Origin of the sequence: Sphingomonas sp., from assembly GCF_031380695.1 — a bacterium.
Classification (GTDB): domain Bacteria; phylum Pseudomonadota; class Alphaproteobacteria; order Sphingomonadales; family Sphingomonadaceae; genus Sphingomicrobium.
On record NZ_JANMWY010000048.1, the window covers coordinates 1 to 13,388 of the forward strand.

The 13,388-nt window shown below is 66.3% G+C and carries 11 protein-coding genes and 1 pseudogene; 1 reads left to right on the forward strand and 11 read right to left on the reverse strand.

Annotated features, from left to right (window positions below):
- The 9 genes and pseudogenes from murD to RMN84_RS01975 all read right to left on the reverse strand — a co-directional run.
- Window positions 1-774 (reverse strand): Mur ligase family protein (murD, locus tag RMN84_RS01935; RefSeq protein WP_309610524.1); only part of this gene is annotated, 774 nt, incomplete at its 3' end.
- Entirely contained in the window at window positions 771-1,841 is a 1,071-nt protein-coding gene (gene mraY, locus RMN84_RS01940) for a phospho-N-acetylmuramoyl-pentapeptide-transferase (RefSeq protein WP_309610526.1), read from the reverse strand. The genes mraY and murD, both read right to left, overlap by 4 nt.
- The gene (gene murF, locus RMN84_RS01945) at window positions 1,829-3,214 is read right to left on the reverse strand and encodes a UDP-N-acetylmuramoyl-tripeptide--D-alanyl-D-alanine ligase (protein WP_309610527.1); all 1,386 of its coding nucleotides are present in this window, start codon (window positions 3,212-3,214) and stop codon (window positions 1,829-1,831) included. The genes mraY and murF overlap by 13 nt, the downstream gene beginning before the upstream one ends.
- Window positions 3,211-4,626 (reverse strand): UDP-N-acetylmuramoyl-L-alanyl-D-glutamate--2,6-diaminopimelate ligase, encoded by a 1,416-nt coding sequence (locus RMN84_RS01950; RefSeq protein WP_309610528.1) that lies wholly within the window; start codon window positions 4,624-4,626, stop codon window positions 3,211-3,213. Before RMN84_RS01950 ends, murF begins: the two co-directional genes overlap by 4 nt.
- 4 nt (window positions 4,627-4,630) lie before the next feature.
- Window positions 4,631-6,343 carry a penicillin-binding protein 2 gene (locus tag RMN84_RS01955; protein ID WP_309610529.1) on the reverse strand — a complete coding sequence of 571 codons (1,713 nt, stop codon included), beginning with the start codon at window positions 6,341-6,343 and terminating at the stop codon, window positions 4,631-4,633.
- Window positions 6,343-7,020 (reverse strand): hypothetical protein, encoded by a 678-nt coding sequence (locus RMN84_RS01960; protein ID WP_309610530.1) that lies wholly within the window; start codon window positions 7,018-7,020, stop codon window positions 6,343-6,345. The genes RMN84_RS01955 and RMN84_RS01960 overlap by 1 nt, the downstream gene beginning before the upstream one ends.
- Window positions 7,017-7,995, reverse strand: a pseudogene (gene rsmH / locus RMN84_RS01965) (16S rRNA (cytosine(1402)-N(4))-methyltransferase RsmH). Before rsmH ends, RMN84_RS01960 begins: the two are co-directional and overlap by 4 nt.
- A gap of 14 nt (window positions 7,996-8,009) precedes the next feature.
- Window positions 8,010-8,501: a division/cell wall cluster transcriptional repressor MraZ gene (locus tag RMN84_RS01970; RefSeq protein WP_309610531.1), complete on the reverse strand. Its 492-nt coding sequence runs from the start codon at window positions 8,499-8,501 to the stop codon at window positions 8,010-8,012.
- A 339-nt stretch (window positions 8,502-8,840) separates the two neighbouring features.
- A complete protein-coding gene (locus RMN84_RS01975) occupies window positions 8,841-9,557 on the reverse strand; it encodes a DUF4350 domain-containing protein (RefSeq protein WP_309610532.1) in 717 nt (238 codons plus the stop codon).
- A gap of 322 nt (window positions 9,558-9,879) precedes the next feature.
- Between RMN84_RS01975 and RMN84_RS01980 the strand changes: the two genes are divergently transcribed.
- Window positions 9,880-10,260 (forward strand): hypothetical protein, encoded by a 381-nt coding sequence (locus RMN84_RS01980; RefSeq protein ID WP_309610533.1) that lies wholly within the window; start codon window positions 9,880-9,882, stop codon window positions 10,258-10,260.
- Window positions 10,261-10,328: 68 nt separating this feature from the next.
- On the opposite strand, the gene ligD is transcribed toward RMN84_RS01980, so the two are convergent.
- Together ligD and RMN84_RS01990 are read right to left on the reverse strand one after the other, a co-directional pair.
- A complete protein-coding gene (gene ligD / locus RMN84_RS01985) occupies window positions 10,329-12,803 on the reverse strand; it encodes a DNA ligase D (RefSeq protein ID WP_309610534.1) in 2,475 nt (824 codons plus the stop codon).
- 108 nt (window positions 12,804-12,911) lie between these two features.
- On the reverse strand, window positions 12,912-13,388 hold a 477-nt coding region (locus tag RMN84_RS01990; protein WP_405051419.1), incomplete at its 5' end, for a Ku protein.

Sequence of the window (13,388 nt, forward strand, 5' to 3'; positions counted from 1 at the left end):
TGCGGTCGGCCAAGATAACAGGTCGTGGCTCCGGTAGTTCGCTAGGTCCTCATATAAGGCACGAGTGCTTGAATCGTCGCACATTACGGCGGCGACATGACCCGGCGACTGCATCTTGAAAAGCCGCGCCTTGCTCGCCGCGTAGGCGTCGAAGCTCCCGTACCGATCGAGATGATCCGGCGCGATGTTGAGGAGCACCGCGACGTCGCAGTCGAGGCTCTGGGTCAGGTCGATCTGGTAGCTCGACAGTTCGAGCACATAGACCCCGCCTTCGGGCAGCGGCTCCTGCGACAGGATCGGCAGGCCGATGTTGCCGCCCATCAGGCTCGGCACGCCCGCCCCTGCCAAGATGTGGTGGACCAGCGCGGTGGTGGTCGACTTGCCGTTGGTGCCGGTGATCCCGACGACCTTGTGCGGCGGCAGCTCGGGCCGGGCGCGGGCGAACAGTTCGATGTCGCCGATGATCTCGAGCTTCGCGGCGCGGGCGCGGGCGGCGATCGGGTGGCGGTTCAGCGGCAGGCCGGGGGTGACGACGAGCGAGTCGAACAGGGTGAGGTCGGCGATGTCGAGGTCGGCGATCACCAGTTGGACTTCATCTAAGTCGTGCGAAAGCTGCATGACTGCATCGACCGCATTCTCTCGCGCCGCTTCATTCGCATCCCACGCAGTGACCCTGGCACCGCTCGCCAGCAGCGCCTCGACCGTCGCCAGCCCGCTGCGCGCCAGCCCGTACACCGCGTAATGCTTGCCCGCGAAGGCCTTCGCCGTGATCACCGCAGTTTCAACGTGGACAGGCCCGCCAGCGCGAGGATGAAGCTGATAATCCAGAAGCGGATCACCACCGTCGGCTCGCTCCAGCCGAGATGTTCGAAATGATGGTGGATCGGCGCCATGCGGAAGACGCGGCGGCCGGTGCGCTTGAACCAGAACACCTGGACGATGACGCTGACCGCCTCCAGCACGAACAGCCCGCCGACGATCGCCAGCACGAACTCATGATGCGTCGCCACCGCGATCGCGCCGAGTGCGCCGCCCAGCGCCAAGCTGCCGGTGTCGCCCATGAACACCGCCGCCGGGGGCGCGTTGAACCACAGGAAGGCCAGCCCCGACCCGACGATCGCCAGCGTCAGCACCGACAGATCGCCCGCGCCGGGCACGTGCGGGATGCCGAGATAGGTCGCGAACTTCACGTTGCCGACGAGGTAGCTGATGATCAGGAAGGCCAGCGCGGCGATGATCACCGGCATCGTCGCCAGCCCGTCGAGCCCGTCGGTCAGATTGACCGCATTGCCGAACGCGACGATCACGAACGCCCCGAACGGAATATACCACCAGCCGATGTCGATCACCGCGCCATTGTAGAAGGGCAGATAGACGTGCGTGCCGTGGTGCCGGACCATCAGCCAGGTGGCGACCCCGGCGATGATGAATTCGAACAGCAGTCGGGTCTTGCCGGACAGCCCCTTGAGGCTCGCTTTCCGCACCTTGTCGTAATCGTCGAGGAATCCGATCAGGCCGAATCCGGCAGTGACCATCAAGCACGCCCAGACATAAGGGTTGCCGAGGTCCATCCACAGCAACACCGAGACCATCATCGAGATGAGGATCAGCAAGCCGCCCATGGTCGGCGTGCCGCGCTTGGCGAGGTGGCTTTGCGGGCCGTCGCTGCGGATCGGCTGGCCCTTGCCCTGCTTGCTGCGCAGCCAGCGGATGAACCACGGGCCGAGGATCAGCCCGATCGCGAGCGACGTCGCGCTCGCCGCGCCGGCGCGAAAGCTGATGTAACGAATGAGGTTGAGGAGGCCCGGGAAATGAAGATATTCGGCGATCAGGTAGAGCATGACGCCTCCCCTGCCATCGCCGCGACCAGCCGGGCAAGCCCGACCGAGTTGCTTGCCTTGACCAGCACCGCATCGCCCGGCGCGATCAGCGCTCGCAGCATGGCGGTGGCCGCGTCCGCGTCGGCTGCATGATCGAACGGGATGCTGTGACCGAGCGCGGCCTCGAGCGGTCGCATTTCATCGCCGATCAGGATCAGCCGGTCGACATGGGCGGCGTCGATGTCGGGGGCCAGGGCGGCATGAAGCGCGTCGCTCTGCTCGCCCAGTTCGCGCATCGGGCCAAGCACGGCGATCCGCCGCTGCACCCCGCGCTCGTCGCCAAGGCTCTTGAGCGTCGCGCTCATCGAGGCGGCGTTGGCGTTGTAGCTTTCGTCGATCAGCAGCGCGGTGCCGCCGTCCAGTTCGATCCGGTGGCGTTCGCCCCGCCCCTTGAGGCCACCCATGTCGGCCAGTGCGAGACCGGCGGCGGCAAGGTCCGCGCCGACAGCCTCGACCGCCGCCAGCACCGCCAGCGAGTTGGTCACCCAATGATCGCCGCGTTGCGAAATGGTGTAGGTCAGCTCGCTTTCCATCAGCCGCGCGGTGATCAGGCTGCCGCCATTGTCGGAGCGCACGAAATGCAGCGCGGCGACATCGGCATCCTCGCCGCCGAAGGTGATGCACTCGGCCGCGTGGCGCCGCGCTGCCTTGACCAGCTGGTCGCGGTGCGGCGTGTCGTCGGGCACGATGGCGATGCCGCCCGGCTCCAGCCCCTCGAAGATCTCGGCCTTGGCAGCGGCGATCGCCTCCATCGTGCCGAGATTCTCGATATGCGCCGCGGCAATCGCGGTGATCAGCGCGACATGGGGGCGGACGAGGCGGGTCAGCGCCGCGATCTCGCCGGCATGGTTCATGCCGAGTTCGAGCACGGCGAAGCGGGTGTCGCGCGGCATGCGGGCCAAGCTGAGCGGTACGCCGGTATGGTTGTTGTAGCTCTTGACCGAGCGATGGACGCGCCCGCGCCAGTTGCGCTCCAGCGCGTCGGCGAGTGCTTCCTTGGTACTGGTCTTGCCGACCGACCCGGTGACGCCGAGGATCGTGGCTTCGGTGCGGGCGCGGGCGGCGATGGCGAGGTCGGTCAGGGCCTGGGCCACATCGGAGACGAGGACGTGCGGGCCGTCGACCGGCTGCGCAACGATCGCTCCCGATGCGCCCGCTGCTAAGGCGGCGGCGACGAATTGGTGCCCGTCGGCGATCGTGCCCGGCATCGCGACGAACAAGTCGCCCGGCCCGACCTCGCGGCTATCGAACGTCACGCCGCTCACCTCGAACGGCGCGGAGGCGATGCCACCGGTCGCGGTCTCGATCTCGGCGGAGGTCCACAGGACGCTCACGCCGCGCACTCCCGCGCGACCGTCACGTCGTCGAACGGCACGGTGCGGTCGGCCAGTATCTGCCCTTGCTCATGGCCCTTGCCGGCCAGCAGGACGATGTCGCCCGCCCGTGCCTCACGGACCGCCGCCGCGATCGCCTCGCGCCGCCCACCGATCTCGCGCAGGCCCGGCGCTCCGGCGATGATCGCGGCGCGGATGATCGCCGGGTCCTCGCTGCGCGGATTGTCGTCGGTGACGATAGCTAGGTCGCTCAGCGCCGCCGCGACCCGGCCCATCTCCGGCCGCTTGCCTACGTCGCGGTCGCCGCCTGCGCCGAAGACGGTGATCAGCCGTCCGCTGACGTGTGGCCGAAGCGCGGCTATCGCCGCCTCGATCGCATCCGGAGTGTGGGCGTAATCGACATAGACTGGCGCGCCGGCCGGAGTAATCACCGCGCGCTCCAATCGCCCGCGTACCGGCGACAGGCGCCCCATGCCGGCGAAAGTCTCGGCCCACTTGCCGCCGGTCGCCAGCACCAGCCCGGCCGACACCAGTACATTGGCCGCCTGATATGCCCCGATCAGCGGCAGGGCGAGCTTATGCTCCTTGCCCTCGATCCGCAGGACCAACGCCTGGCCGAGCGGGGTTGGCGTCTGGCTGACCAGCGCGATCGTCTCGGCGTCCGGCCCGACCGTGATCAGCTTGAGCCCACGCACGCGAACACGCTCGATGACCTCGGCCGATCGCGGATCGCCGGTCCACACCACGGCGGCACCCGACGCATCGACGACCTCGTCGAACAGCCGCATCTTCGCCGCGAAATAGGCGTCCATGTCGGTATGGTAATCGAGATGGTCGCGGCTGAAATTGGTGAATGCCGCTGCCGCCACCGACTGCCCCTCGGAGCGAAACTGGTCGAGACCGTGGCTCGACGCTTCATAGGCGACGTGGCTGATCCCCATCCGCTCGAGCCCTGCCAGGTTCGACAGGAAGGTGACGATGTCGGGCGGGGTCAGCCCGGTCTTGACCTGTTCATCGGTGGTGGTGACGCCGAGCGTCCCGATCGACGCAGAGCGATGCCCGGCGATGCGCCACAGCTGGCGCACCATCTCGACCGTTGAGGTCTTGCCGTTGGTCCCGGTGACCGCGACGATCGTTTCCGGATAAGGTGCGAACAGCTTGGCTGCGAGCCGGGCGAACAGGCGGCGCGGTTCGGGGTCGGCAAGGTGCACGGCCCCCGCGACTGTCGCCTCGGGCCGGGCGACGACTGCGATCGCGCCGCGCTCGACGGCGGACTCGATAAAATTTTCGCCGTTGGAAACGCTGCCGGGGAAGGCACCGAAGACATTGCCCGGCGCGACCTTGCGATGGTCGATCGCCGCGCCGGTCACGTCGGAATCGCTGTCGATGCCCGCAAGCTCACCCAGGCGCATCGGCTCAATGCTCCTTGGTTTCGTGGACGAACGGCAGCACTTCGCTCATGTTGGCGTCGCGGTGCATGTCGGGACGAATGCCCAGCATTGGCGCGATCCGGCTGATCGTGCGGCTGACCACCGGCGCTACGTTCCACCCGGCGGTGTGGAAGCCATAGGTATCCTTGGTCGCCTTGGGATCATCGAGCATGGCGACGACGACGTAGCGCGGCTCGTCCATCGGGAACACGCCGGCGAAGGTCGTCACGACGGCTGCCGACGTATAGCGGCCGCCGACCAGCTTCTCGGCCGTGCCGGTCTTGCCGCCGACGCGATAGCCCGGCGCATCGGCCTTCTTGCCGGTGCCCTGCGCGACCACGAGCCGAAGCAGCGCGCGCGACTTGTAGCTGGTGTTCTCGCTGAACACGCGGCGACCCGCCCCGACCGGATGGTTGCGATCAACTTTCAGGATCGTCGCCGGATGATAGACGCCGCCGTTGAACAGGGTCGCGTAACCGGTCGCCAGGTGCAGCGGCGTGACCGCGATGCCGTGGCCATAGCCGACGGTCATCGTCGCGATTTCGCCCCAGTCGTTGCCCGGGGTCAGCGTCCGCCCGCGCTCTTTGATCTCGACCGCAACCGGGGCAAGGAAGCCCATTTTCTCGAGGAACGCCCGCTGTCGCGTTGCCCCCACCTGCAGCGCGATCTGCGCGGTGCCGATGTTGGAGCTTTCCTTCATGATTTCGGCGACGGTACACGATCGGCCGAACGGGTGCGTGTCGTGGACGGTGACCTTGCCGTAGTGGAATTCCTTAGGGCAGTTATAGACCTGACCGACCGACTTCACGACGCCCGAATCCATCGCCATGCCGACCGTGAACGGCTTGAAGGTCGAGCCCAGTTCATAGACGCCGAGCGTCGCGCGGTTGAAGCGCGCCTCGGGTGATCCCTTCCCGGCGATATTGGGGTTGAGACTGGGCAGCGAAGTCATCGCAAGGATCTCGCCGGTGTGGACGTCCATTACGATGCCGGCGGCGCCGATCGCGGAGAACTGCATCATCGCCGCGTTGAGTTCATGCTCCAGCGCCTGCTGCACCTTGCTCGAGATCGACAGGATCATCGGCTGGCCGCGCGTTGCCGGGTCGGACAGCCGCTGGTCGAACGCCCGTTCGACCCCGGCGACTCCGTGGCCGTCGATGTCAGTATAGCCGATGACATGCGCCGCCAGGCTGGTCTGCGGATAGAGCCGGTCGGGCGTACGCTCCAGCGCCAGCCCTGGCTCACCGAGCGCATTGACCGCTTCGACCAGCTGCGGCGAAGCGCGGCGCTGCAGGTAGAAGAACGGCTTGTCCGAGCGGAGCATGGCGAAATAATCCGCCTCGTCATGCTCGGACATCAGCTTGGCCAGCGAACGGGCGAGCGACAGCTTGTCGCCGATCACCATGCCGGGGTGAAGCGCGATGCTCCACACGTCGATCGACCCGGCCAGCGGCTGCCCATCGCGATCAACGATGTCACCGCGCGGCGGCACCAGCCCGGTCAGCACGCCCTTGCGCCCGGCATGGTCGCCGAACGCCGCCAGCCACAGCAGCCGCAGGACGATGATCGCGATGATTCCGCCATAAACCAGCAGGCCGAACATCAGTCGCTGATGGGTGAGCGCAAGAATCTGCCGCCGCTGTCCGACCAGTCGGAGCCGCTCGGGCCGTGCGACGAGAGCGGGCGTGGGGGCGTTCATCAGTGCGTGGCTTTGTCCCTGGTCGACCCGGCCTTTGCCGGATCACGAAGTGACGACGCCTTGGCGTCATGCGCCGCATGAGGCAAGCTTGGTCGCGCAGCAGCCATCGCGATTTTCGCGGGCTTCGGCGCGACGGTCACGGTCGGCTTGTTGGGCGTGCTCGGTGTTTCCGCGTTGGTGCTCGCGCGGGTCGTCAGCGAGTAGCTGGCGACATGCATCATGCTCGCCGGGCCGCCATTCTGGCGATCGGCGTGCTGAACAGCGGGCCGCGCCGGGTCGGTCGTGGCTGCGGCTGCATCGGCATCGTCGTTCGTGATGTTCGGGCGCGGCTGCGGCTGGGGCACCGAGGCGAGCACCACCGGCGCGTTCACGTCAATCTCCTCGCTCGGGCGGGCGAGCCGGGCAAGCTGATAGCCGCCGTCGACGAACTGCTCGGCCTTTGGCGCCGACAGCGCCAGCACCCGGACATTCCACCGCTCGAGCTGTTCCAGCCGCCCGCGCGTGCCGATCTCGGTCTGCAGCGTGCGAATGTCGCGCTGGGCAAGAACGATCTTGGTTTCGATATCTTCCAGGCTCGACCGCTCGGTCGCGACCCTGAGCGAGACGAGGTAGCAGCTCAATGCCGCGGCAGCGACGGTGGCGACGGCAACGACGGGACGGAGGGAGCGGGCGCTCACGGGCGGCCTCCTTTATAAGTACGCGAGGGGACAGGGCAGGACGGCTGGTCCCACGCGGGCGCTGACGTGCGGACTGCGGAACGCAGCCGGGCCGAGCGCGCGCGCGGGTTGCGGGCCAGCTCGCTCTCCGAAGCGGAGACCGGCTTGGCGATGGCATCGAAGGTGGCGGCAGGGCCGGCGGCGGCGAGCGGACGATGGCGCGAGCCGGCCGACATCGCCCCGCTGCGCTCCTTCATGAAGCGCTTGACGATGCGGTCCTCGAGGCTGTGAAAGGTCACCACCGCCAGCCGCCCGCCGGGACGAAGCGCGGTCTCGGCGGCGCGCAGCCCATCCTCCAGCTCGTCGAGCTCGGCGTTCAAATGGATGCGGATCGCCTGGAAAGTGCGGGTCAGGATCGGTCTTCATTCCCGCGTGATGGCGGAGCGCCTTGCGCACCACTGCGGCCAGTTCTGCGGTACGGGTCAGCGGGCGCGCGGCGACGATTGCGCGGGCAACCGATCGCGCCCGTGGCTCCTCGCCATACTCCTTGATCACAAGGGCAATGTCGGCCTCGTCGGCCTCGTTGAGGAATTCCGCCGCAGTCAGCCCGGCCTGGCTCATGCGCATGTCGAGTGGGCCGTCCTGACCAAAGGCGAAGCCGCGCTCGGCCTGGTCGAGCTGCATCGAACTGACCCCGATATCGAGCACGATCGCGTCGACCGGGGTCAGGCCTCGCTCTTGCAGCACCCGGTCCATCTGGCTGAACCGTTCCTCGACCAGCGTCAGCCGGGGATCGGGGACGAGTGCCGGCCCGTTCGCGATCGCATCCGGATCGCGGTCGAAACCGATCACTCGCCCCGCCCCCGCTCCGAGCAGGGCGCGCGTATAGCCCCCTGCCCCGAACGTGCCGTCGACTACCGTGTCGCCCGGGACGGGGCGGACGGCCGCGACGTCTTCATCGACCAATACCGGCACGTGGTCCGTGGGGACGGTCATGGGCGCAGCGGAATTCATGCGCTCAGACCCCGTTCCTCGAGCCGAAAGCGGGCGATGTCCTTCATGTCCTCGGGGATGCGCGCATCGCCGAGGAACAGCTTTGGATTCCAGATTTGAAAGGTTTCGCCGGTGCCGAGGAACAGCGCGAGATCCTCGATCCCGCCCTTGCGGCGCATCATCGGCGGCAGGACGATCCGCCCCGACGTGTCATAAGGCGTCTCTTCCGTCGCGGCGAAGGCCATCATGTTGCGGCGCTGATAGTCCAGCTCGGCGTCGGGGCTGGTCTCTTCCTTTTCCAACAGCCGCTCCAGCTTGGCGTGGCGCATGGCGGCAAAGGCGGGGTCATAGGCGCTAAGCGCCGGGAAGCTGTCGTGTTTGGCCAGGACAATGGTGCTTGCGTCGCCGCGGCGATCGATCACCGCGCGCAGGAAGGCGGGCACGGACACACGCCCCTTGGCGTCGACCGCGTTCAGCGCACTGCCTTGGAACAGATGCTCCAGCGCCAAGTCCCTACTCCCGTACGCGCAGGGCTCTCCGCTCACGAAAGCGGGTGCCTTCGCGATGGTCAGAGACTCGAAATGGGTTCCCCCGCGCTACTGCCCTGTTGGTAACGTAGCTTGTTGGGGGATACAATGGGTTTTCATGCTGTTATTGGGGATTTCATGCCATGTGCTGGAATATAGCGTATTTACAGTGGTTTGCACGCGCAAGTAATTGATCCGTTCTACTTGCGTTCTTTCTGGATGAACCTGTGGATAAGCCTGTGGGGGAGGCGGGGTTGCATGTCGGCCACAGCAGTCGCGGCCAAGTAATCATGAATCGTCGAAGCGAAGTTCCGGCAGTCGCTAACGCTCCAGAGCGGCGAGTTCGGCCATTACAAAATCGAGATTCGCCATGCCCTCCGCGCCGCTCTCGTCCAGGTTCAGCAGATCCGCGTCGGCGACGATCGTTACGCGCCCGCGAACAATGCTGCAGCGGGCGATCGTCGCTCCACCATCGAGCGCGCATCGCGTCGAACTCAGCTGTCCCGGCGAGAAATAGGCGACCTGGCGACCGTCTGCGGTTTGCACCACTAGTCCGCGCCGGATTGGCGGCGACAGGGCGACGCCCCAATGCGCCAGCAATCCCGTGTCGGCGAAGCCCGGCGGCGGTCGCAACCGGTCGCCCAAGGGCCGCTCGCTCGGCCACTCCAGCGCCGGGTCAGCCAGCAGCATAACCCGCCCGCCCGCGCGCACCCACGCGTCGAGATCGACCAGCGCCTCGGCAGTCTGCGCCCTTGGCTGAGCCATCAGCAGCAGCGCATGGCCAGCCAAGCTTGCGCGATCGGCCAGCGCGATCGCCTTGACCTCATACCCCGTCCGCAACCGCGCCAAGGCTGGCGAACCCGGCTGGACCAGCGCAAACTTTTCACCAAACACGAGCGGCAGGCTGGTTAGCAGCAGCAGGATGGGTCGGTCAGCGGCGGCCTTTTTCACCCGCGAATGAGTCAAGAAGGTCGCACCGGTAAACAACAGCACGATCACGAGCGCCGCCGCCGTACCCGCGCGCCAGCGCCCCCTCATTTCGCGTCGTTGATGCTGCTGTTGCTGGCTTCGGCCGAAGGTCCGGGGGCGACCCCGAGATCGGATAACGGGTCGCTCGGCTCGGCGACATTCCGCGCGCTATTGGCGGTATTGGGGATTACCGGACCGTCACGGCTTGACCGGCTCACGACGGTTCCCAAGAGGACCAGCAAGAACACGAACGCAAGGCCGGTCAACCCGATTCGAATGCGCTGCATTCCTGCCCTTCCCGCGTCATTTCCCTTGCAACCAGCCTATGCTCCGCACGTTGTTTATGCAAACACGTCTTGACGACTCCTCCTTCTCCCGCAAAAGGCGAATGATGAACCGCACCCTGACCCTCGCCCTTGTTGCTGCCGCAGCGCTTGCCGGTTGCAACAAGGAAGACCACACCATCGTTGCCGGCACGCGCGAGAGCCGCGAGACCAACAAGGTCGATCCCTCGACGATTAAGCTTCCCCCGGCGATCGAGGCGAGCAAGTCGTACCGCTGCAAGGACAACAGCCTGGTCTATATCGACTGGCTCAACGACAAGATGACGGCCGACATCCGCGACAAGAAGATCGCCCCGGCGACCCGCGTGACGGCCGCCGAGGCCGGCAAGCCGATGACCGCCGATGGCTATTCGCTTACCGGCACCTCGATTGCCTCGTCGGTGACCGTCGAGCGTCCCGGCAAGGGGTCGCAAAGCTGCACCGCGTAGCGCGTTTCGACTGACCTTTCACGTCGACCAGCGAGCGGCGGCCCCCGAGTCTGCCGCTCGCTTCGGTTCTAAACGTCGGGCAATGACTGCTTGGCCCGACCCCATCCGGCGAGCAGTTTTGAACTCGCCCGTTCGAGCAGTTCGTCGACATCGCGGATCGTGAAGCGGTTGCCGCCCTTCGTCTCCGCAACCTCGCTCCAGTCGATCGGCACCGCCACCGGCGCGCCTTCGCGGGCCCGCGCCGAATAAGGCAGCACCGCCGTCGCCCCGCGCTGGTTTCGCAGCCAGTCGACGAAGATCCGCCCGGTCCGCTGGTTCTTGCGGATGTTGGCGGTGAATTCCTTGGGATGCTGTTCGGCAATCGCGCGGCTGAACCGTTCGGCAAAGCTCTTCACCGTCGACCAATCGGCGGTCTGGTCGAGCGGCGCGACGACGTGAATGCCCTTGCCGCCGGACAGCAAAGGAAACGTTTCCAGGCCCAGGTCCGCGAGCAACGCGCGCAACATCTCCGCCCCATTCCGCACCGCGCCGAAGTCGAGCCCCTCGTCAGGATCGAGGTCGAACACCATCCGGTCGGGGTTCTCGAGCGGATCGATCCGGCTGCCCCAGCCGTGAAACTCGATCGTCCCCATCTGGACGCATCCGAGCAAGCCCTCGACCCGGTCCACATAGAGATAGTCCTCGGTCGATCCGTCCTTTTCCCTGACCGGCACATGGTGGACGAAATCGCCCATCGACCCGGTATCGTGCTTCTGGAAAAAGCATTTCTTGGCCCGTCCCTGCGGGCAGCGGATCAGGGTCAGCGGGCGGTTGGCGGCGTCGACCATGATCGGCGCGGCGATCGCGGCGTAATAGTCGGCGAGCTGGCCCTTGCTGATCTCGTCGCCCGGAAAGATAATCCGGCCGGGGTTGGTGATCCGTGCGCCGAGAGACGTAAAGGTCGCCCGCTCGCCCGCTTTCACCTTGCCCGCTGACGGCAGCTTTTCGGCCACCTCCCGCACGACCTGGTCGGCACGCTTGTCCTCGCGCAGGGCGATGAAGCTGGGGTGGCGGAGCGTGCCCTCGCGGGTAAACTCGGTGAAGGCGATTTCCGCGACCAGCTTCGGCTCCAGCCAATGCGATCCGCGCAGCACCGCTTTCGGCACGGCCAGCGGCGGCTGTTCGACCTCGATCGGGTCCATCGTCGCGCGCAGGCTCTCGATCAACGTGGCGTCGAACCCGGTCCCGACCTTGCCGGCGTAGGTCAGCTTTTTCCTGTCCTGAACCGCCAAGTGGAGCGAGCGAAACCCGCGGCGCTTGTCGCTTTCCTGCCAGCCGACGATGACAAACTCCTGGCGATTGGTGCATTTGATCTTGAGCCAGTTCTTCGCCCGCGCGCCGGAGTAGGGAGCGCTCGCCTTCTTGGCGATGATCCCTTCCCCGCCCTCCTTGCAGATCGCCTCGAACAGCGCCTCACCCTTGGCCAGGATATGGTCGCCGTAGAGGATCGGCGCCGACACCGCCTTGAGCAGCGCCGCCAGCCGCTCCTTGCGCTCGAGGTTGCCGAGCTTCGCGATTTCCTCGCCCCGATCGACGATTAGGTCGAAAGCGTAGAAGGCAAGGTTGGCCCCGCCGCTCTTCAGCGTCGCTTGCAGCAGCCCAAAATCGGGCTTGCCGTCCTCGCCCAGCGCCACCGCCTCGCCGTCGATCAGGCATCCGGCGGGAAGGTCGGCCGCCGCCTTGACGATCGAGCGGAACTTGTCGGACCAGTCCTTGCCATTGCGAGTCCACGCCGTCGCCGCCCCGCCGCCGGTGGCGAGCAACAGGCGGTAGCCGTCATATTTATATTCGTAGAGCCAGTCCGACCCGGCCGGCACCGCGTCGACCAAAGTCGCCAGCTGCGGCGGCCGATATTTGGGCGGCGGGGCTGATGGCTTGCGCTTGGCGCGACCCATCTTGTCCTTGCTGTGCCAGACGTCGGCCCCCGCCGCGATTTCGGCCATCGTCCGTCCGGTCGTCACGCTGGTCAGTCCCTCCTCGACCAGTGCCTCGCCGGCGTCACCGGCAAAGTCGTCGGTGACCTTCTTGAGCATCCAGTTCTCGGACTTCTCGCCAGCTTTGCCCTTGATCCGAAACATCACCCACTCGCCCTTCATCCGCTCGCCTTCGAGCGTGAAATGGAGGTGACCCTCGTCGATCGTGAGCATCGGATCCTTTTCAGGATGCGGGATCCACCGCCCGACGTCCCACAGCATCACCGTCCCGCCGCCATATTCGCCCTTGGGAATCGTCCCTTCGAAGCTGCCGTAGTCGAGCGGGTGATCCTCGGTGCGAACGGCGAGGCGATTGTCGTGCGGATCGACGCTCGGACCGCGCGGCACCGCCCAGCTCTTGAGCACTCCGTCCAGATCCAGCCGGAAGTCCCAGTGCAACCGCGACGCGTCATGCTTCTGCACGACGAAACTGTCGCCCTTGCCCTTGAGCTTGCGCCCCTTGGGCTCGCCCGTCTTCGCGAAATCGCGCTTGGCATTGTAGGTCTCGATATCGAGTGGTCGGGCAGGCATGCCCCTACTCCGTCATCTCCGCGAAAGCGGGGACCCAGCCAAAATCCAACACGCTTCGTTTGTTGTGCGCTGGGTTCGCGCTTTCGCGGGCATGACGATGCGGGGTGTTCACGCTCGCTTCCTCGCTGGCACCGCCTTCTTCGCCGGTGCCTTCTTCACTGCTGCGGCTTTTTTCGGCGCCTCATCCGACCCCAAACTCTTCTTCAACGCGGCCATCAAATCGATGACGTTCGACCCCTTGGCCGGTTTGCCGTCGTCGGGGTCCTGAATCACCAGCCCGCCCTTCTTCTTGCGCTTCTCCTCGATCAGCAGGCGGAGCGCATCGACATAGCGATTGTGGAACTCGCCAGCGTCGAACTTGCCGGCTTTCTTCTCGATCAGCGTGGCGGCGAGATCGAGCAGGTCGGGATCGGGCTTGGCATCGCCGATCTCGCGGAAATAGCCCGCCGCCTTGTTGACCTCGTCCGAATAGCGCAGCGTCTCGAGCACCATGCCGCGCCCGCACGGCTTGAGCGACACGACATATTCCTGGCCACGCATCGCCAGCTGCCCGACCCCGACCTTCTTGGCCGCCCGCAGCGCCTC